The organism is Halomonas sp. IOP_6, assembly GCF_021151565.1.
GTDB lineage: Bacteria > Pseudomonadota > Gammaproteobacteria > Pseudomonadales > Halomonadaceae > Vreelandella > Vreelandella alkaliphila.
Map to the genome: position 1 here is coordinate 763,442 of NZ_JAIRBO010000001.1, position 19,641 is coordinate 783,082.

The 19,641-nt window shown below is 50.3% G+C and carries 18 protein-coding genes and 1 pseudogene; all 19 read right to left on the minus strand.

Going from position 1 to position 19,641, the window contains the following annotated elements:
- Nucleotides 1–130 precede the first annotated feature (130 nt).
- Complete coding sequence (rfbD, locus tag K7H08_RS03520; RefSeq protein ID WP_231657212.1) at nucleotides 131–1,027, minus strand: dTDP-4-dehydrorhamnose reductase; 897 nt, start codon at nucleotides 1,025–1,027, stop codon at nucleotides 131–133.
- Nucleotides 1,028–1,157: 130 nt separating this feature from the next.
- A complete protein-coding gene (gene rfbB, locus K7H08_RS03525; RefSeq protein WP_231657213.1) occupies nucleotides 1,158–2,219 on the minus strand; it encodes a dTDP-glucose 4,6-dehydratase in 1,062 nt (353 codons plus the stop codon).
- Nucleotides 2,212–3,192, minus strand: a complete 981-nt coding sequence (locus K7H08_RS03530) for an ABC transporter ATP-binding protein (protein ID WP_231657214.1) — start codon at nucleotides 3,190–3,192, stop codon at nucleotides 2,212–2,214. The genes rfbB and K7H08_RS03530 overlap by 8 nt, the downstream gene beginning before the upstream one ends.
- 33 nt (nucleotides 3,193–3,225) lie before the next feature.
- Nucleotides 3,226–4,395 carry a nucleotide sugar dehydrogenase gene (locus K7H08_RS03535; protein ID WP_231657215.1) on the minus strand — a complete coding sequence of 390 codons (1,170 nt, stop codon included), beginning with the start codon at nucleotides 4,393–4,395 and terminating at the stop codon, nucleotides 3,226–3,228.
- A gap of 92 nt (nucleotides 4,396–4,487) precedes the next feature.
- Nucleotides 4,488–4,610: a hypothetical protein gene (locus K7H08_RS18375; protein ID WP_267900567.1), complete on the minus strand. Its 123-nt coding sequence runs from the start codon at nucleotides 4,608–4,610 to the stop codon at nucleotides 4,488–4,490.
- Nucleotides 4,611–4,648: 38 nt separating this feature from the next.
- Complete coding sequence (locus tag K7H08_RS18380; RefSeq protein WP_269438762.1) at nucleotides 4,649–4,771, minus strand: hypothetical protein; 123 nt, start codon at nucleotides 4,769–4,771, stop codon at nucleotides 4,649–4,651.
- An 18-nt stretch (nucleotides 4,772–4,789) separates the two neighbouring features.
- Nucleotides 4,790–6,199 carry an MBL fold metallo-hydrolase RNA specificity domain-containing protein gene (locus tag K7H08_RS03540; RefSeq protein ID WP_231657216.1) on the minus strand — a complete coding sequence of 470 codons (1,410 nt, stop codon included), beginning with the start codon at nucleotides 6,197–6,199 and terminating at the stop codon, nucleotides 4,790–4,792.
- Nucleotides 6,200–6,913: 714 nt separating this feature from the next.
- A complete protein-coding gene (locus K7H08_RS03545; protein WP_231657217.1) occupies nucleotides 6,914–8,011 on the minus strand; it encodes a chain-length determining protein in 1,098 nt (365 codons plus the stop codon).
- Between the two features lie 3 nt (nucleotides 8,012–8,014).
- Complete coding sequence (locus K7H08_RS03550; RefSeq protein WP_231657218.1) at nucleotides 8,015–8,824, minus strand: ABC transporter permease; 810 nt, start codon at nucleotides 8,822–8,824, stop codon at nucleotides 8,015–8,017.
- Nucleotides 8,825–8,959: 135 nt separating this feature from the next.
- Nucleotides 8,960–10,684, minus strand: coding sequence for a polysaccharide biosynthesis/export family protein (locus K7H08_RS03555; RefSeq protein ID WP_120386660.1), 1,725 nt, complete (start codon nucleotides 10,682–10,684; stop codon nucleotides 8,960–8,962).
- A 1-nt stretch (nucleotide 10,685) separates the two neighbouring features.
- Nucleotides 10,686–11,108, minus strand: coding sequence for a DVU3141 family protein (locus K7H08_RS03560; RefSeq protein ID WP_120386659.1), 423 nt, complete (start codon nucleotides 11,106–11,108; stop codon nucleotides 10,686–10,688).
- Nucleotides 11,109–11,370: 262 nt separating this feature from the next.
- Nucleotides 11,371–12,645: an O-antigen ligase family protein gene (locus K7H08_RS03565; RefSeq protein ID WP_231657219.1), complete on the minus strand. Its 1,275-nt coding sequence runs from the start codon at nucleotides 12,643–12,645 to the stop codon at nucleotides 11,371–11,373.
- 107 nt (nucleotides 12,646–12,752) lie between these two features.
- Nucleotides 12,753–13,751, minus strand: coding sequence for a UDP-glucose 4-epimerase GalE (gene galE, locus K7H08_RS03570; RefSeq protein WP_231657220.1), 999 nt, complete (start codon nucleotides 13,749–13,751; stop codon nucleotides 12,753–12,755).
- Between the two features lie 13 nt (nucleotides 13,752–13,764).
- A complete protein-coding gene (locus tag K7H08_RS03575) occupies nucleotides 13,765–15,168 on the minus strand; it encodes an undecaprenyl-phosphate glucose phosphotransferase (protein WP_231657221.1) in 1,404 nt (467 codons plus the stop codon).
- 2 nt (nucleotides 15,169–15,170) lie between these two features.
- On the minus strand, nucleotides 15,171–16,457 hold the full coding sequence (locus K7H08_RS03580; RefSeq protein WP_231657222.1) for an O-antigen ligase family protein: 1,287 nt from the start codon (nucleotides 16,455–16,457) through the stop codon (nucleotides 15,171–15,173).
- Between the two features lie 40 nt (nucleotides 16,458–16,497).
- The gene (locus K7H08_RS03585; RefSeq protein ID WP_120386654.1) at nucleotides 16,498–17,148 is read right to left on the minus strand and encodes a glycosyltransferase family 32 protein; all 651 of its coding nucleotides are present in this window, start codon (nucleotides 17,146–17,148) and stop codon (nucleotides 16,498–16,500) included.
- A 3-nt stretch (nucleotides 17,149–17,151) separates the two neighbouring features.
- Nucleotides 17,152–17,826: a WecB/TagA/CpsF family glycosyltransferase gene (locus K7H08_RS03590; RefSeq protein WP_095604574.1), complete on the minus strand. Its 675-nt coding sequence runs from the start codon at nucleotides 17,824–17,826 to the stop codon at nucleotides 17,152–17,154.
- Between the two features lie 18 nt (nucleotides 17,827–17,844).
- Nucleotides 17,845–19,164, minus strand: coding sequence for a polysaccharide biosynthesis C-terminal domain-containing protein (locus K7H08_RS03595; RefSeq protein ID WP_038485999.1), 1,320 nt, complete (start codon nucleotides 19,162–19,164; stop codon nucleotides 17,845–17,847).
- Nucleotides 19,165–19,527: 363 nt separating this feature from the next.
- Nucleotides 19,528–19,641: pseudogene (locus K7H08_RS03600) on the minus strand (IS30 family transposase); the annotation flags it as partial.

A 19,641-nucleotide genomic window follows, 5' to 3' on the forward strand; every position in this document is an offset into this window, starting at 1 on the left:
TGTAATGATTTTTTGCCAAGGATACACACGGAAAGGCACGGATAAGGTCAACAACGAAAAACCAAAATACAAACATTAAGAATATAGTTTTATCTGTATCTTCCGTGGCAAAACTCGTGCCTTCCGTGGCTTAAAAATTATCTAGGTGTTCTTTAAGCGTTAATGCTAGCTGACTTTGCCAGGATGGCATGGTGATGCCTAATGCTTTTTCCAGCTTGCCTAGTGCCATGCGTGAATTCAGTGGACGCTGGGCGGGCGTTGGATATTCTGCCGTGGGGATACCAGCCGTTTTTTCAGGCGTAATCGCTAGTGCTTCCCCTGCTTCACGGGCTTGGTTGAAAATCTCGCTGGCGAAGCCGTGCCAGCTAGTTTCACCGCGTGGGGCGAGATGATAAACCCCTGATGGTATATTGATGTTCAGTGGTGAGCCTTGCGTGGTGAATGCCAGCGCGGTGACTTGAGCGATTAGCCGTGCTGGCGTAGGCGCGCCGATTTGATCATTAACGATGCTCAATGCATCCCGTTCGCGGCCCAGGCGCAGCATGGTTTTCATAAAGTTGTTGCCACGCGAGGCGTAGACCCAGCTCGTGCGGAAAATCAGGTGGCTGGCACCGCTTTCAAGCACCGTTTTATCCCCTTCCAACTTAGTTTGGCCGTAAACGCTTAGCGGCCCCGTGGGGCTATCTTCCTGCCAAGCTGATTCGCCGTTGCCTGGGTAGACGTAATCCGTTGAGTAATGCACCAGGGGAATACCCTGCTTCGCGGCATAATTAGCTAGCTGAGTCGGCAGTTCGGCGTTTAAGCGCTTAGCCTGCTCTAGTTCGCTCTCGGCTTTATCAACGGCGGTGTAAGCAGCGGCATTGAGAATCAGGTCAGGCTTGTGTTTTGCAAGATAAACATCGACAGCTTCGGCGTTGATTAGGTCTAGCTCTTGGCGTACTGGAGCCAGGATAGTGCCGAACGGGGCAAACTGGCGCTGGAGCTCAAAGCCGACTTGGCCATTACCGCCGGTGATAAGGATGTTCATAGTGAAGCCTTAACGTCAATCGATTGCGCAACCTGTAGCGCGGTGTAATGAGGTCGCGAGGAACAAGCGATATCGATGCACCCGCGAAATCCGAAAGTCTGTTGCGGGTGCGCCGTAGGCTTACCACGCACTACGTGTTGGTGCCCAGCCGTTGGTAGCTGCCATCTTGTACGCGCTTCCACCAAGTTTCGTTGGCGAGGTACCATTCGACGGTTTTACGTAGCCCAGTTTCGAAGGTTTCTTCTGGTTTCCAGCCCAGCTCGCGTTCAATTTTGCTGGCATCAATTGCGTAGCGTACATCGTGGCCGGGGCGATCGGTCACGAAGGTGATGAGCTCACGGTACGAATGCTCTTGTGGCACTAACTCTTGAAGCAAGTCGCACAATGTTTCAACAACAGTGAGATTAGCTTTTTCGTTGTGCCCACCGATATTGTAGGTTTCACCGATTTCGCCTTCTGTCGCCACTTTGATTAAGGCGCGAGCATGATCTTCTACATAGAGCCAATCGCGGATTTGCTGGCCATCGCCGTACACCGGCAGCGGCTGACCAGCCAGGGCATTGAGAATCATCAACGGAATTAGCTTTTCCGGAAAATGATAAGGCCCGTAGTTGTTAGAGCAGTTTGTGACCAGCGTGGGCAAGCCGTAGGTACGTTGCCAAGCGCGAACCAGATGATCTGAGCTTGCTTTACTCGCCGAGTAAGGTGAACTGGGCGCATAAGGCGTGGTTTCGGTAAAGAGGTCGTCAGTGCCTTCCAAATCGCCATACACTTCATCTGTGCTGATATGATGAAAGCGAAAGGTTCCTGCCTTGGCTGCATCTTTCTGCTGTAGGTCTTTCCAGTAGGCTCGAGCGACTTCTAACAGAACGGCTGTGCCAACTATATTGGTTCGAATAAACTCTGAAGGGCCATCAATAGAGCGGTCTACATGGCTTTCTGCTGCTAAGTGCATCACCACATCCGGCTGATGCTGTTCAAACAGCTTCTGCATAGCGAGTGCATCGCAAATATCTGCTTTCACAAAGGTGTAGCGTTCATTGCCTTCCACGCTTGCCAGCGATTCTAGGTTGCCTGCGTAAGTGAGCTTATCAACATTCACGACACTGTGGCCGCTATTATGAATTAACTCACGAATAACTGCAGAGCCAATGAAACCAGCACCACCTGTGGTCATAATTATCTTAGGCATCACTGTTACCATTACGCTTTTGCTGCTGGTCAGTTATGAGTGATGGTACAACTTTCTTCAAAGCTTCTTTTTCTTCCAATGCCTTTAAGTGTTTAAAGGCATCTTCAGTAGCTTTATATCGTTGTGCAACATCCTTCTCTATGAACTGCAAAAGCCTTGGTAAAAACTGTTGTTCCTTTGCAGTTTGTAAAGCTTCATTGGCTTTTCTTCGCTTATTTCTACACTGTTTAAGGTGTTGTCGAGCACCATTCAAGTCACTGGGCAAGCCTGGTACTAATTCAACAGCTGTATTTTTCCGCTTGGCTTTTTCTGCATCTGTGTCTTTATGATAATCTCTAATCGCTGCTTCTACGCTGTCGTACCAAAAAGCTTCGCCATCTTTAATGTACACACCCGCTTGACACAGATCTTTTAAGATACCTTCCGAGTGCGAGACCATGATAATAGAGGCTTGGCCTACTTTAGATTCAAAAAGTGCTTTGGCTTTTGCTTTAAAGGCGCGGTCGCCTACTGCCGTTGCTTCGTCGGAAATATACACGTCGAAATCGAATGAAAGTGACAACCCAAAGGAAAGCCTCGCGCGCATCCCCGACGAATAGGTACGTACGGGCTCATCGAAGGCATCGCCTATTTCAGCGAAATTTTCGACAAAGGCAATCACGCGTTTTACTTCGTCGGGCCTACAGCCTTGTGCGCGGGCAACAAACTTTACGTTTTGCCGCCCTGTCATGTTGTTTTGCATACCACCGGCTAAACCTACCGGCCAGGATACGCGGCTATGGCGTATAACCTCACCACGCTCTGGTGAGTCCATACCGGCGATCAATCGCAGTAGTGTTGATTTACCCGCACCGTTGGGGCCAATCAACCCGACACTTACCCCTTTCGGAATAGTCAGGTTTATATTTTTCAGCACCCAGTCACTGCCGTGATGGTTATGGTAGCGCTTGTAAAGATTTTTAACTTCTATCATGTGATTTGCTTTTAGACGTGCCGAATGGGAAATTTAGTCACTGCCGAACAAATCGCGGGTATACACTTTATCTGCTACGTCTGCTAATTCGCTGGCCATGCGATTGCTTAAGATCAAGTCAGCTTCCTGCTTGAACGCGCCTAACTCATTAATCACTCGGGAGTTGTAGAAGAGATCTTCCCCTAGGGTTGGTTCGTAAACGATAACTTCAATTCCTTTTGCTTTAAGGCGTTTCATTACCCCTTGCATCGCGCTTGCTCGAAAGTTATCAGACCCAGCTTTCATTATCAGCCGATATACCCCCACCACCCGTGGGTTACGCTTGGAAACTGCTTCAGCAATAAAATCTTTGCGGGTGCGGTTGGCATCCACAATGGCTTTTATCATGTTATTGGGTACATCTTGATAGTTGGCTAGCAGTTGCTTGGTGTCTTTGGGTAGGCAGTATCCCCCATAGCCAAAACTGGGGTTGTTGTAGTGCTTGCCAATGCGTGGGTCTAGTCCTACCCCTTCAATAATTTGCCGTGCGTCTAACCCATGCGTTTCTGCGTAGGTATCTAGCTCATTGAAATAAGCCACTCGCATGGCTAAATAGGTATTCGCGAACAATTTAATTGCTTCTGCTTCTGTGCTGTTGGTAAGCAGAATGGGGGCATCTTTTTTGATGGCACCTTGCTTGAGCATATTGGCAAATTGCTCTGCCCTCTCAGAGCGCTCGCCTACAATAATTCGTGAGGGGTAGAGATTATCGTAAAGCGCTTTGCCTTCACGCAGAAATTCCGGTGAGAAAATCAAGTTTTCAGTATTAAATCTTTCACAGGCGCTGACGGTATAGCCTACGGGTACAGTTGATTTGATCACCATTAACGCATGGGGATTAACCTTAATAACTTGCTGTATCACCGCCTCTACACTTTGGGTATTAAACGTATTGGTGGCGGGGTCGTAGTCAGTAGGCGTGGCAATGATAACAATATCAGCGTTTGCGTAAGCGCTTTCACCATCATGCGTGGCGCTAAAGTATAGATCATTACGATTGAGAAAATGACTAATCTCGCTATCTTCAATCGGCGATTGCTTTAAGTTAAGTTTATCTACTTTTTCTTTAACGATATCTACCGCCGTGACACGGTTGTTCTGTGCTAGCAGCATAGCGTTAGAAAGACCTACGTAACCTGTACCCGCTACAGCAATGTTTTTCATAGGATCTCAAGCATTAACGTTTTTGTGACTGACCTTGGGCGGCTGCGCCGCCGTTGCGGGTGCCTCGGTTGCGCTCGTCCCTCGCGACCTCGTTACACCGCACTACGATGTGCATTGATTTTGTAGCGCGGCGTAAGCGTTAGCGCACCCGCGAGTGCAACGCGAAGCGGTGCGGGGTTAGAGCCACCGGCCTTACGGGGCGGCTGCGCCGCCATTGCGGGTGCCTCGGTTTTGCTCGTCCCTCGCGACCTCGTTACACCGCACTACGATGTGCATTGATTTTGTAGCGCGGCGTAAGCGTTAGCGCACCCGCGAGTGCAACGCGAAGCGGTGCGGGGTTAGGGCCACCGGCCTTACGGGGCGGCTGCGCCTCCATTGGGCTAGTTGCACCGCATTACATATTGATATTTAGCGGTTTGCTGTTGCGCTGATAAAGCGCTTCTAGTTCATATTTGAGCGCGTGTTTGGCGGTTTGTTCGCCGTGCACCAGGTGTATGGTGTGAGGCCAGCGGCGCATACGCTTGACGAAATTAAGCAGGCCTTTTTGATCTGCATGAGCAGAGTAGCCGCTAATTGTGGTAATACCGGCGTGAATATCGATACGCTGACCATCAATTTCCACCCAACCGCCCTGTGGGCCATATTGCTGTATCGCTCGCCCTGGCGTGCCCGCCCCTTGATACCCCACGAACAATACCTGGTGGCGCTCATCACCTAGCATGGCTTTTAGGTAGTTCATGATGCGCCCACCCGAACACATACCGCTGGCAGCAATAACAACTGCCGGGCGACCGGTTTTTGCTAGGTATTGGACAGTTTGCTCGTGGGCTTCGTGGCTTTCTACGGTGTAGAGATTTTCGAAGTTGAGCGGGTGGCGGCCACTGCGTAAGCGGCGATGGGCTTCCTTGTCCCAGTAGGGTTTTAGCTGGAGGTACACACGGGTAAAGCGGGCGGCCAAAGGGGAGTCGACGATAATTTCTAGCTGTTGCCACTGGCTGTTTTTGTTGCGCTTGGCTTCATGAATAATGCCTTCTAGCTCGTATAACAGCTCTTGTGTACGGCCTATACTGAAGGCTGGCACCATCACCGTACCGCCGTTACCAAGGGCTTTTTCTATGGCATTTTTAAGCGTGGCACGGCGCTTGCGGCGGCCTACGTGCTGGCGATCTCCGTAGGTGCTTTCGAGAACTAGCTGGTTGCAACCATAGGGCGATTTAGGCGCAGGCAATAGCGGGGCGTAGGGTGCCCCTAAATCACCGCTAAAGATAATCCGTTCTTTGGTTCCGTTGGCGTGCTGATGAGCTATTTCTACGTAGCTGGAACCGAGTATGTGGCCTGCCCGTTTAAGTTTGATGCGGGTAGTAATGCCCTGCTTACCCTTTTCGTAATCATTCACCACCGTGTGCCATTTGCCGTAAGGCACGCTGACAATTTGTGATTCAAGCTGCGCTTGAAAGCGCTGGATCAGGTCTGCATTACGCGTGAAGCCGATCTTTAGGGCGTCTTCAATCACTAGTGGTAGCAGTATGGCCGAAGGAACCGAGCAGATAATGGGGCCTTTATAACCCGCCGCCAGCAGGTAAGGCAGCCGCCCCACGTGGTCAATATGTACGTGGGTAATGATCAGAGCTTTAACGGTACTGATATCAAATTCAATTTGCAGCTGTTGGAAATGGTCTTGCGCTGCGTCTTCACCTTGAAAGAGACCGCAGTCTACTAGTAACGAGTGTGTACTATTGAGGATGAGCTGATGACAGCTGCCGGTGACACCCATAGCACCACCGTGGTGGATGATATCTAACATCGAAAAGTCCTTTTTCGGTGGCGCTAGCCGCCGTTGCGGGTGCCTCGGTTTCGCTCGTTCCTCGCGACCTCGTTACACCGCACTACGATGTGCATTGATTTTGTAGCGCGTGGTAAGCGAAGCGCACCCGCGGGGGCATCAATGCGGTGCTGACTGCAAGCCTTTGGGCGGCTTCGCCGCCGTTGCGGGTGCCTCGGTTTTGCTCGTTCCTCGCGACCTCGTTACACCGCACTACGATGTGCATTGATTTTGTAGCGCGGTGTAAGCGTCAGCGCACCCGCGGGGGCATCAATCCGGTGCTGACTGCAAGCCTTTGGGCGGCTTCGCCGCCGTTGCGGGTGCCTCGGTTTTGCTCGTTCCTCGCGACCTCGTTACGCCGCACTACGATGTGCATTGATTTTGTAGCGCGTGGTAAGCGAAGCGCACCCGCGGGGGTATCAATGCAGTGCTGACTGGAGGCCTTTGGGTGGCTGCGCCGCTGTTGCGGGTGCCTCGGCTTCGCTCGTTCCTCGCGACCTCGTTGCGCCGTACTACGATGTGCATTGATTTTGTAGCGCGTGGTAAGCGAAGCGCACCCGCGGGGGTATCAATGCGGTGCTGACTGGAGGCCTTTGGGCGGCTTCGCCGCCGTTGCGGGTGCCTCGGTTTTGCTCCTTCCTCGCGACCTCGTTACACCGCACTACAAGGGGCACCGCTCGGCTACAACGGTACTCATCAATCCCTATGATCTTTCACAATCATCATGATCATGCTGAGGATGAAGGCTAGGAAGATGGTGATGATGGCGAACACACTGCTGTTGTAAAGGCGGTTTGGTTCGGTTGGGTATTCTGGGAATAGTGGGCTTTGCAGCACGCTAACCTGCTTGAGCTGACGGGCAGCTTCTAAGCGGGTGTTTTCCAACGCGGCTAATGCGCTTGAATAAGTTTCTTGAGCAAATTGAGCCTGAAGTTCTAGTGTTTCGTATTCAGCCGATACGCGGTTTAACGAATCACCCGTTGCCTGCGCTAAGCGGTCGCGCTGCTCAACAATTTGGTCGCGCAGTGCGGTGATGCTGCGCTCTACCTGGCGTAGCTCGGCTGACTGCGAGCTTTGAAAGCTTGCCAATGCATTGCGTTGCGCTTGCAGGCGAGCTAAGTCACCTTCTAGCGTAGCGACAACTTGGTTAATACTTTCTACCGTTGAGGTAGGCGATACTAGACCGTACTCGTTTTGAAATTCGAGTAGTTCAGTACGCGTTTCACGAAAACGATCTTCCAGGCGAATCATCTGCTGCTCTAAAAAACGCACCTGCTCTTCGGCTAAGCGATGGCCCATTTGATTCATGTGGTTCTCGCCCGCTTCCAGCAGCAACGCAGCCATATCATGAGCAAATTCCGGCGTATAACCCTGAACCCGAATATTGAGCACTCCTGCGTATTCGTCAAGCTCCACCTCTACTCGGCGGAGGTAATATTTATGCAGGTCTTCAATGGGGACATTAGGGTCACGCAATTTAGCAAAAATATCGCCGTGCTCATTGTAGTGCTGACGAATATCGAGCTGTTCATCCAGCAAACGCAGCATATCAACCGACAATAAGTGCTCACGTAGTAGCAATAAATCGTGGGTATTGCCGCTGCCGCCCCCCATTAACGAGGAAAGACTAAATTCCGGCGTGGCGATTTGAGGACTTTCTAGTACCACGGTGGCCCGAGATACATAGCGCTCTTCTGCCCATATAAACCAATAGAAACTTACCAATGCAATCGCTAAAAAGGCTACCGCCCATTGCGGAAACTTTTTAATAAACTGAACTATTGAACCTTGCATGAATTATTTAGCCTTTAACCGATCAATAAAGCGGAGGTGCATCACTAGCCCAAGGGCGTTTAATGAGAGCGTTACTAGCCAGAAATAGAGCATGCTGGTGCCGTGAACTGTTTGGTAATTTTCAAAAAAACCCAAACGCAACGTTTCTAGCCCGTGTGGAATAGGGTTCAGCATTAGGTAATCCAGCAGCCAATGGGGTAGCTGATTCAGTGGAAAGATAACACCTGAAATAATTAATAGTGGCAGTGAAAGCATCCTCACTATCTTACCTACTTCTGGCACCATGGTGGTGGTTACAGAGGTCACTAAGCCTAACCCAAGTCCTAAACTCCATAGCGATAGCCAAGCGGCCATAGCACGAATGGCGTTATCCGGGTAAAGCTCTAATCCGAGCATTAACCCAACAGCGATAAAAATCAAAAAAACGAAAGTTCGCAGCATGCCTTCAAGGAAATTACGCACTAGCACTGGGTCTACTGGCTGCACTTGCCGATAAGCAAACAGCGCGCTATTACCTTCAATCGCCCCCATACCACGCAACATACCTTCACGTACCAGAAAAAAACCCATCATCCCCGTAATCATCCAAGGAATGAATGGAGCATTCACAATTAGTCGATCGCCGCTGATAAAGCTCCGAATCCCGACCATGATGGCTACCAAAGCAAACGGCTCAAAAACCATCCAGAACCAGCCCATTCGGTCTGCCATGGTGCGGGAAATAGCTTCCCGCATAAACATGGCGTACCAAACGCTACGAGTGACTTGCCAAGGCGTACGGGCGCCCTTGGGCGCGCCTTTTACATTTGCCATAGCTCTACTTTTTGAAAGTGAAATAAGTTATGCGGCTTTTAATTTGCCACGGACACTCACTGAAAACACGGACAAGGTCAAAAGAATAATCTTTAGTTTTATCCGTGCTTACCATGTCTTCCGTGGCTAGAGCCGTTACAGATCAACTGCGACGCGGGTAGCGACAGCGATTTGGAATAGAATCTGCGTGAGCGTAGATGCTAGCTGCAGGTTGTGGGTAGGTGCGGCAGGCATGACCAGAATTTCATCGCCAGGGCGCAGGTTAACGTTGCGGGCATTTTCTACCGCGCCGTTCTGACGAACCACTAGAATGTGGTCTTCATCGGCGCGGTTAGTGAAACCACCAGCGCTTTCGATGTAGTCAATCACGTTCATGCCAGGGCGATAAACAGCGGCTTGGGGTACGAGCACTTCACCACTAATGAGCATCGAATCGCTCAACTCAGGAATGGTGATGACGTCACCATCTTGCAGGCGAATATCCGAAATTTGGTCGTTATAGGCGACCACTAAACGGCCACTAGGCTCTAGTTCGCGGGCACGCTCAATGAAGTTTTGGATTAGTTCGGCTTCTTGGGCACGAATTTGCGCTTCTTCATTAGTGCTGGATTCAGCACTGAGATAGGTAGTTTCTAAGCGACGCAGGCTGTCTTCCATAGACTGCTTTTGCTGCTGCCTAACGCTTTCACGCTGTAGCGAGATACTTTCCACCGCGGTCATGTTTTCCGGTACGGGGATGGCATCTAGCAGTTCGCTTAAGCGTGCATCGCGGGGTAACGCGTAACGTGAAGGCCCGTAGTAGCTGCCCTCCACTTCAACCACGATGGTTTCACTACGCTTGTCGGCGCTGAACAGGACTTCATCGCCACTACGAATGGTTTGACCGTAGAACATGTCGATAGGGAAATATTGTGCAATAGGCCCATCTTCACGGTTGCCGCGTAGCAGAACATGGGAAACACCGCTTCTTAAGCGCGCCAGATTCACTAACTCAGCACCGCTTAACTGATTGCCCAGTAATTCATAACGGTGTTCGCGGTGCACATCGCCCCCCACCGCAATCGCCGGGCCGCGCTCTTCGACCACAATGGTATCGCCATCTTCAAACTGCGGCCGAGCAATAGAACCATTGATAAGAAAGTCGTATAGGTCGACCGTGGCAACCGTACGGTCGTTTCGCATTACACGAATTTGCCGGTAACTACCCAAGTCTTGGTCGATACCGCCTGCTTGATCAAGAAAATAGAGTACTGAGTCGTTCGGTGTGCCTGCGAAACGGCCTGGATTTTCAACATACCCGGTGACAAAAACAGCAACGGGCTGAACACCCTGCACGTTGGTGTAAACTTGTACGTTTTCTGGGTAAACCGATGTGATGGCACCGCGCACACTGCTCTCTACCTGCTGGCTGTTTTGGCCCTCTACATTTAATGGGCCAGAACCAGGAATAAAGATATTGCCTTGAGCATCCACGGGTAACACGCGCTCAAACTCAAACGCACCCCAGGCACGCACGGTAATTTGATCACCGGGCTTTACTTGGTAGCTAGCATTCAAGCCATCGCCCATCGCGCCACGAAAGCCACCGCTAAACAGGTTGGCCCCGAACGGGGGTAATTCATCTGGGTTTTGCGGCTGTGCGCTGACGGGCCCATAGGTGCCGCTACGCCAATCGGCACGTGGCGTATCATCTACCTGTTCTTGCTGCTCACGGGTTTGCCCTTCCGGCAAAATAGTATTAGGTAGGCTAATGCTTTGTGCCCAGCCCGTCGTGCTTACGGCACTACTCATAATAACCAGCGAAGCAACGGCAAGAGGGCGTTTAAACGAGAGCCGTTTAAGAAGACGAATAGCGTTCATTTTAGCGCCCTTGTGCTGCTGTTGATGTCGCGGAAGTGCTTTGGCTTAGCACTCGCTGATTAACCCAACCATTGGGAGTCTCACAGGTGAGCGCGATGCGTGCAGCGCCACTTCCTGATTCTACTACCCGCAGCTGTCGACACGCTCTACCACTGGCCGCGAGGTAAGGGGCGTCTGCAACGATTTCGACGTTATCACCCCAAGGGCTGCGCACCAGGTTCATAACTGCCCCAGCAGGTGCTTGAGATAAAAAGCCATTGAGGTTGTCGTCACTCAGCAGTTTAGCTGAGTCGGTATTCAGCACATACCGCGCTTGCTGTTGAGTGCTATTGGGATAGGTAGCGCAGCCGCTTACTACGGCAACGCTTAACGCTGCCAGCAGCATGCGAGCTGGCCGCGTTAGAAAAAATGGGCTATTTGACATGATGATTTCCAGTAAAAAGGCACGCTACCGCCCAGGGATTCTAACGGGCGCATTCCCTTGCCCTACGCTGTGCGGCTTAAAAAAGTGGTTAACCTGTGCTATCAAAGCGGAGCCATTGTAAGGGATTAACTGGCGAGGCTCTACGTTGACAAACCTTATACAGTTAATTCATTAAATTTTGCTACATTCCCCATGAAACACATAAAAAAAGCCAGATCTGTAAGAACTGGCTTTTTTTGTTACGGGATCAACGACTTAAAAGTCAACTTTGGAACTTGGTATGACTTGCTTCTCTCGTAAGATTTGCATAGATACCCCAAAACGAGGCTAGTAAAAAAGTATACATCATCACACCGCTGTTATGAGTTAAGAACGCTTGAGAGAGGCCAAAGTCGATATAGGTGACTGAGAGCAGCACGCCCGCGGTAGCAATAGATCGAATTGCTAAATTGTCGGCACCTAGCTGCCTAGCGAACAAGCGCATTGGAATGATGTAAAGCGCTAATAGAACAAACAAGCCAATTAAACCACGCTTGGCAAAAGCATCTATAAATTCATTATGTGCGTGGCCATACGAAGCGGCCTCTTGCTCAATAATGCCCTCTTCCCCCAGCGCTGCCATCGCCTGCTCGTAGCCATTGCTTCCCCAACCTATTAACGGTTTTTCTTGAATTAACAGCGTAGCTCCACGCCACATTTCAAACCTAGAACCCAACGAGGTGGAACGGTTCTCACCAGAGATATACAAATTGATATCATTGAACGCTTGATGAACACGACTTTGCACACCAAGCTGAGGCACGGCATAGACCGCGACACCGGCGATTAACACCGCGACTACAGCCGCGACCTTTAGCTTCGGTGAAAGCCCTGTTCCATAAGCACGGTATAGCACCATCAATACGATAGGAAAGCCTACCCACCCCCCTCGGCTACCTGAAAATAGCGAGCCTAGTATGCCGCCCATCGCACCCAGCATCATGAAAACCACCCACACGTTGCGCTGTCGCTGAACAACTGCCCATCCAAGCCCCGCCAAACAAAGCACCCCAAGTAACATACTTAGGTTACCGAACTGTATAACGTGGGTATGCCCCTGGGCACGATCTACCCCTTCGAATAGCTTCTGCCATCCGGCCCAGGTGCCAGCACTGATCGCCCCCACGGCGATGCCGCTCCAAAGAAAAGCCAAGTTTGGGGGGTAGCGTAGCACCCAGAAGAGGGCCGGAATGGCCAGGATGAAACGGCTAGGCTTGTCGTAGCCTTTACCACCCTGACCATCCAGCCAAGCTTCCAACATCGTAATAGCTGCATAAGCCAGTAGCACGGCGATGATGGCACCGTCCTGGCGCGTCAGAATGGGAACTCTGCGAAGGGCGATAAGCACTAGACCCGCCAGCACCAGAAGTAACGCACCCAGTGAGTAACCGCTGGGCACCACCAGTGCGATGGCGGCCAATAGAAAGACGGCCACGCCGGTGAATAACTGGGGGGGCTGACTGCCTGTTGGTGACGAAAAACTGGGCGTTGACAACATTGAAACTGGCTTCCTTTCATGGCCTTGAGACGGCAATTCATTAAGGAAACCGATAGTAGCACAGGCAACGACGTTGCTCGCCAGGAGTTCACTTGACGGGCATTACCTCATGAGGCTGCTTGCTGCTGCCAGCGCCAGGTGTCGATCATCATATCGTCGAGGGTTCTGGTAGCTTGCCAGCCCAGCTCTTGCTGCGCCTTTTCAGCACTGGCCCAGAAAGCAGCCAGATCACCATCGCGCCGAGGGACATAGCGGAAAGCCACGGGCACCTGTGTGGCCTGGATGAAAGCATCAATCATTTGCTTGACCGACACCCCCTGCCCCGTGCCCAGGTTGTAGTGGCGGGCACCCGGCATTTCTAGTGCCTTAAGCGCAGCGCGATGCCCGGCAGCGAGATCAACCACGTGCAGGTAGTCGCGCACGCAAGTGCCGTCTTCAGTGGGGTAGTCATTGCCGTAGACCTGCAGCGCGGGCAGTACGCCTGCCGCCACTTGGCTGATATAGGGCATCAGGTTGTTGGGAACCCCTTGAGGTGACTCGCCGATCATGCCCGAGGGGTGCGCCCCAATGGGATTGAAGTAGCGCAACATAGCCACAGACCACTCCGAGTCGCTGACGCACAGATCTTCCAGCACCTGCTCAACCATTGCCTTGGAGGTACCGTAAGGGCTGGTACAGCTGCCGCGCCCCATGGTTTCCACGTAGGGCGGGATAGCTTCCACGCCATAGACGGTGGCTGATGAGCTAAAGATCAGCTTTTTAACACCAGCCTTATGCATGGCATGGCACAGCGCAATAGTGCCGTATACATTGATATTGTAATACGCCAGCGGTTGGGTAACGCTTTCGCCCACAGCCTTCAGGCCCGCACAATGAATCACTGCCTCGATACAATGGCGCTCGAAAATAGTAGCCAGCAGTGCGGCATCGCGCACATCGCCCTGGTAGAACGCAACTGTGCGCCCGGTGATTTTTTCAATGCGCGGCACTACGGAGGCCACACTATTGGAAAGGTCATCCAGCAGTACTACCGTGTGACCTTCTTCCAGCAGCTCAACGGCGATGTGCGAGCCAATATAGCCCGTGCCACCTGTCACTAGGATCATTCAGAGGCTCCGGTTAGTAGGCATTGGCATGTTTAAAGCCTTTAAACACGGTCATGAAAATTATCTTGAGATCGAGCCATACCGACCAGTTGTCGATGTACCACAGGTCGTATTCGACCCGTCGCTGCATCTTTTCAAGCGTCTCGGTCTCTCCACGTAGGCCGTTGACCTGAGCCCAACCGGTAATACCGGGCTTCACCTTGTGCCGACGCATATAAGACTCCACCAGCTCCTTATAGTACTCGTTGTGGGCTAGCGCATGGGGGCGCGGGCCGACAATCGACATACGCCCTTGTAGCACGTTGTAGAACTGCGGCAGCTCATCCAGGGAGGTGCCGCGCAAGAAGGCGCCTATCGGGGTTAGGCGATCGTCATTCTTGGTGGCCTGTGTGACGGCACCGTCCTTCTCCTGATGCACCTTCATTGACCGGAACTTATAGACTTTGAACATTTTGCCGTTGGAACCCGTGCGATGCTGCTTGAACAGTACTGGACCGGGCGAGGTCAGCTTGATCGCCAGGGCAATGGCAATGCACACTGGCAGGATCATCAGCGTGATCATGCTGCCGACGAGGATGTCTTCGGCGCGCTTGACGATACTCGCCATGCCGTTGATGGGCGATACACTGAGGTCGATCGCCAAGTGACCCGCCACTTCGCTGGTGCGGTGGTTGAGTAGGCGCATGTCTTTGAATTCCGGGATCAAGCGAATCTCTTCGGTGTGGTTGCGCAATGCATAGAAGAGGCCATGCACGGTCTCACCCATTTCCAGCGGTACACAGATCCACACTTCGGCGGCGCCCGCATCGCTGATGCGGCTGGCGATGCGCTCCAGGTCCTCTTGATTCGGCGCTTCATTACCTAGGCGCTCAATACCCGCAATGGAGTGCCCTTCCCAAGAGGCCGCCCGCATGCCCCTCGCCACGTGCAGCACATTCTTGGCAGGCCCCACCAGAAAAACCGGGCGGCGCGCGCCACCGCGAATGCGAATACGCCGTAATCCATACTGCACCAGTGCTCGGGCGCTGGCGGTCAGCACGAAAGAGAATAATAAGGTAAGGCCTACCCATAGCCGCGAGTAGCGCTCTGCGGCGTGAGCAAAATAAATAGCGGAGGTGACGATGATGCCAATCACCAGCCAGACCAACATCAACTTAGTGATAATATAAAAGGTGGATGAGATACGCCAACGCTTGTAGCTACCCGTCGAGCTGTTGGCCACCACTACCAGCAAGGACATGCACGCAAGCGCCAGTACGTAACGCTCATGCAAGTGAACAGTCTCGAAACGCAGCAGGTACGCCAGTACCCCCGAGAGGACGACGATGGCAACATCGAACACTGGGAAAATGATTTTGGGCGGATAGCGCTCGGAAAAGATTACACCTCTTCGACTAGCAGAAGATTGCTTACTCATCGTTACTGACTCCCAAATAATCGCATATTCTTCACAGCAACATAACCACGTAACTTTAAAACCCTCCTACCACTCATCTGAACAGAGTTAAACAAACATAAACCTACCGCGTAAACGAATAGAAAATTGACTATATTGGTTGACTTTGTCACATATGACTCAGTTAGATTAGAAAAAAAGAAAAGAGCAAAAAAACCAAAAGCGCAGAGCTTTACCTGCGGAGAAAGTCCTCCGTAAAAGAAAAGATAAATTATAAAAAGCACGAAGCAGAAATATGCAAAAGCTGCCAACCATCCTCCTTGAATCAATATATCTATATATCCGCTATGGCTATCATGCGGGTAGAAATCTCCCATACCTTGCATGGGACCAATCGTACTAAAACGCTCGAATGTCCAGAAGTTGTCCAACCCGTAACCTAGCCAGGCATTAATCCCTGATAAATTTTCAAGTGCAAAATCCCAGATCGTCAATCTGCCAGTCAAGGACACAAAGTGCCCCATAACACTTATACCATCATAGCTCGTGTGCAAGTCAACAACATAAACACTACTTAAAACAAAGAACAAACATAACGCTGCCTCAGCCATCAAAATTGAAGTAAATAGCTTTTTATCCTTAATAGGACGACTATAAACATACATTAAAAAACAGAAACCAACTATCAGAACAGCAACGATGACAGCGCTTGCTAAAGCGGTCCTTGAACCACTATGATACGTAAACAAAACTGCCGCCACAGTAAACAAAAAAGAATAAAGGCGAACTCCAAAGTCCTTACTTAACAAAAAAAGTAAAAAAGAAGCAATCGTCAGCAGTGAAGCCAGCCTTCCCAGGGAGTTTTTCTGGTCATAAACCCCTTTCCAGTCACCTTCAAAAAAGCCAACATCAACGCCTATCTCAGGAATTGCGATGATAACTGTAAAATTAACAAATGATAGTGTGAATAGAGTAATGACAAGCGTCTTTAAAAAAACCTCAACACTCATCCTTGAAGCACAGTATGACGCTATCAAAACCACCACAAAAAAAACTAGAACTTTAGCTATGGCATATACATCACCTCCATTAAAAAGAGAAACAAAATACATGTAGAGAAAAAAGACCGGAAAAAAAGCCATGGGCAACGGAATATCAAATCGATCAAAAAGAAACAACACCAAAAAGCCAGTAAGCACGAGTATCATCGCGCCATGCAGATACACACCTGACAAAATCCTTTGATCAAGATTACCATTAACCAAAAATAGCCAAATACTTAAAAGCAAAATGGCAACCTTGGGAAACATTACATTTCCTTTGTGATCTATTTTTATAGGCATAGTACTTTTAGCTCATCATTTTAGACAATTTTCTTAATATCTTTTCGGGAAGGCTCATCTTCCACCCCTTTCCCCAGTGGTGGATGAGATAAGTTTCATCAGTGACATGCCGATAGAGCAGCTGCTTTCGGTCATGCACTTTTGCATAGGGGTTATAAGGGTAGAACAGTGGCCAAGGCAAGATGACAGTATCTGTGTCTTCTTTGGCAATGCATGCATTGGCCACTTCTGGTGCAATTAAGTAAGGCTTCTTTTTCTGATGCCGTTCCTCGATAAGCTGCATAGCGTTTTTGAAGAAGTGATGCCCAGGTACACCGCCAATGGCTCCGGCCCCGATCCTTCCCTCATCTTCATAACCAATGAAAAAGGGGTGATTCAATAAAGGACCCAAGGACTTCACCACCTCCATATCCACATCGAGATAGATCCCCCCTTGCTCATTCAAGGCATACATCCGAATGTAGTCAGAAAGAAACGCCCATTTTTTGTTTTCCAGGCAGTAACGAACAAAGGGAATATTTTTATCAATATTACTTTCGTTCCACTCGATGATCTCAAAGTCAGGCATTTTTTCTTTCCATGTAGCGATGCACTCTTTGTAGAGCGTGCCCATGGGGTTGCCGCCAAACCAGCAAAAATGGATCTTTTTAGGAATCATGATTCACTCAATTTTGTTACCGTATTTGATCAAAAACCGAGGGTAGTCTTTCAGGTAGCGTTTCAGCAAACGATTGGGCTCTTTGATCATTCGGTATAGCCAGCGCAGGTTGAGGCGGTCTACCCAGGCAGGGTAGTAATCTTGCCCCTTGGCCTGCACGAACTGATCTAGATAGCCGCCACAGGTGAAACCAGTGCCTTGCCAGCCGGCTGCGCGCAGATCCAGCAGCAGACGCTCCTGTTTGCCTGCGCCCATTCCTACGATGACGATGTCTGCACGGGCAGCATTCACCAAGCTCTGTTGGCGCTCCTCCTCGCAGCTAAAAAAGCCTGAGCGTACGTAGCTGATCTCCAGGCCAGGATATTTCTGCACCAACAGCTCAGCCGCCTGAAGAATGTTCTCTTCCGTGCCACCCACTAGCGCAACGCGCTTCTGCAAGGCCTGTGCATGCCCTAACACCACTGGGGCAATCGAGGTATCGTCGAAGCTGGTACGTTCGATCTTTTTGCCCTTGAACAGCCGGACATAGAGCACTACAGCAATACCGTCGGCGTAAAAGCGAATCTGTCGGCACTCTTGTTCGCTCAGACTTTGCGCCACAATGCCTAGAGAAAATGGATTAATAAAGCTGTAATCAACCCCTTCTTCCAGGTGAAATTCCCTTTCAAGTCTAATCATTTTAGTTCACCATCATTGTTAAGCTCGGTTTCGCGGCGCTATGACGAAACGCCAATCGGTCATCAGGAAACCGAACTTTTTCTTCACCACGTAGACCGCCACGACGTTCTGAATCAATAGGCACAGCAGCAGCGCGTAAGCCGCCCCCTCTGCGCTGTAACGTGGTATCAGTACCAGCGAGGCAACGCCCCCTACTACCACCGACCAGATCAGTATATTCCGCGCTGCGCGCTGCTGGTCAGCCATTAAAAGCAGCAATATGACCGAGCCAGTCATTACGTTGACCAACTGTCCGATCACGAGAATTCTTACTACGCCTGCAGCACCGCTGTAATCGCTGCCAAACAGGGCAAGCACAGCTTCGGGCCAGATAATGAATACCAGCGCAGGCAGCAAGGCAAAGCAGGTCATTTGGAAGGCGCTTTTCTGAGCAAGCTGCTTGAGTCCTTCGCCATTCCCTTCGTGTTGAAGTCGAGAAAAGCGCGGCCCTAGAATGCTGTCATATACCGTCAGGATGAAACCGATGATCATAGCCAGCCGCAGCCCAAGACTAAACAATGCTACGTCGCTTTCACTATGGAAGGCACCTAGCACCAACCCAACCCCCCATTGAGTGTAATAGAAGATGATGCCTACCAACAGGAAGTCAGGCAAATGGCGGTAGAAGTCTTGGCTAAAGCTGACACTTTCACTTTCGACCAGCGTGCTGCGTCGATACAGCCACCAGACTGCCCACAGCGCCACCAGCAGGTACACTACCAGGATTACGCCCAGCGCAGAAATTAGTGCCCGCGCACCCAACGGAATACCCAGCCAAGCACATATAATTACAACGCCACTGAGCACTATAGAGATACACCCTATTTCGAACAGGCAGGAAACATTAGCCTTGCCCCACCCTTTCATCAGGAAGTTGCATAAATAAATCACACTGTATAGCGGCGACAATAGCGCGGTAATACGTAGGCTCTCAACGGCGTGCTCGGTTGATGAAAGCAGCATCCTTGCCACACTAGGGGCTAATATCCACAGCACTACGCCCAGCAGGACTCCCACCAATACGTTAACCGTCATGGCATGTTTGTAAATCCATGCGACTTCTTGGCGATTATTATTAGAAGTAGCCACCCCCATATATTTGAGTGTAGCCCGATCAGTTCCCAGGCTGGCAAACACCTGCATACCAATCATAATCGAGAGGCATAACATGAAAGCACCGAAAGACTGGATACTAACAAACGTGGCCAACACGTAAGAAAGCAGGAAAGTACCGCCTGCTGCCAACCCCCTTGCTCCCAACGTTGTAAGAAGCTGGCTTTTCAATACTCTATTAATCATGTAGAACTCTTGAGTCAATCAAAAAATTGACTTAATGGTTGGTTTAGATTGCTATCGCAAAATTTACATCATCAATAAATTTTTATATCTAAATACTTGCTGAGCAGGCAGATCAGATGCAGTGATCTTCCACTATTTTAAATTAACCGTCTCTATTTAAGAAGACAAACAAGCTCTCACAAACCTTAGTACACCTCTGATTAGGCTTGCTCGTTCACCTCCGTCCCCAATATTGATTATTTAACAATTACCATAAAAATATTCATAAAACAGCTCACTAGCACACAATGAAATCTCTTTGCCATCAGCATATAAACGAATCCCGCACTTCTGGAGATCATTTTTTAGTCTTATACCCTGAATTCAACTAATAAGTGCAGCACCTGCGGTTTCTAGTGCTCCTGAATATTCTCCTAAAAACACCTGGGCTGGGGTTCGATATCCCAGCCGCTTTCTGGGTCTATCGTTCAGCTTGTG

Bases quoted from the DNA above. Each gene is read 5' to 3' on its own strand.
- rfbD (WP_231657212.1), bottom strand. From the start codon at position 1,027: ATGAACATCCTTATCACCGGCGGTAATGGCCAAGTCGGCTTTGAGCTC.
- rfbB (WP_231657213.1), bottom strand. From the start codon at position 2,219: ATGCCTAAGATAATTATGACCACAGGTGGTGCTGGTTTCATTGGCTCT.
- K7H08_RS03530 (WP_231657214.1), bottom strand. From the start codon at position 3,192: ATGATAGAAGTTAAAAATCTTTACAAGCGCTACCATAACCATCACGGC.
- K7H08_RS03535 (WP_231657215.1), bottom strand. From the start codon at position 4,395: ATGAAAAACATTGCTGTAGCGGGTACAGGTTACGTAGGTCTTTCTAAC.
- K7H08_RS18375 (WP_267900567.1), bottom strand. From the start codon at position 4,610: ATGGCGGCGCAGCCGCCCCGTAAGGCCGGTGGCTCTAACCCCGCACCG.
- K7H08_RS18380 (WP_269438762.1), bottom strand. From the start codon at position 4,771: ATGGAGGCGCAGCCGCCCCGTAAGGCCGGTGGCCCTAACCCCGCACCG.
- K7H08_RS03540 (WP_231657216.1), bottom strand. From the start codon at position 6,199: ATGTTAGATATCATCCACCACGGTGGTGCTATGGGTGTCACCGGCAGC.
- K7H08_RS03545 (WP_231657217.1), bottom strand. From the start codon at position 8,011: ATGCAAGGTTCAATAGTTCAGTTTATTAAAAAGTTTCCGCAATGGGCG.
- K7H08_RS03550 (WP_231657218.1), bottom strand. From the start codon at position 8,824: ATGGCAAATGTAAAAGGCGCGCCCAAGGGCGCCCGTACGCCTTGGCAA.
- K7H08_RS03555 (WP_120386660.1), bottom strand. From the start codon at position 10,684: ATGAACGCTATTCGTCTTCTTAAACGGCTCTCGTTTAAACGCCCTCTT.
- K7H08_RS03560 (WP_120386659.1), bottom strand. From the start codon at position 11,108: ATGTCAAATAGCCCATTTTTTCTAACGCGGCCAGCTCGCATGCTGCTG.
- K7H08_RS03565 (WP_231657219.1), bottom strand. From the start codon at position 12,645: ATGTTGTCAACGCCCAGTTTTTCGTCACCAACAGGCAGTCAGCCCCCC.
- galE (WP_231657220.1), bottom strand. From the start codon at position 13,751: ATGATCCTAGTGACAGGTGGCACGGGCTATATTGGCTCGCACATCGCC.
- K7H08_RS03575 (WP_231657221.1), bottom strand. From the start codon at position 15,168: ATGAGTAAGCAATCTTCTGCTAGTCGAAGAGGTGTAATCTTTTCCGAG.
- K7H08_RS03580 (WP_231657222.1), bottom strand. From the start codon at position 16,457: ATGTTTCCCAAGGTTGCCATTTTGCTTTTAAGTATTTGGCTATTTTTG.
- K7H08_RS03585 (WP_120386654.1), bottom strand. From the start codon at position 17,148: ATGATTCCTAAAAAGATCCATTTTTGCTGGTTTGGCGGCAACCCCATG.
- K7H08_RS03590 (WP_095604574.1), bottom strand. From the start codon at position 17,826: ATGATTAGACTTGAAAGGGAATTTCACCTGGAAGAAGGGGTTGATTAC.
- K7H08_RS03595 (WP_038485999.1), bottom strand. From the start codon at position 19,164: ATGATTAATAGAGTATTGAAAAGCCAGCTTCTTACAACGTTGGGAGCA.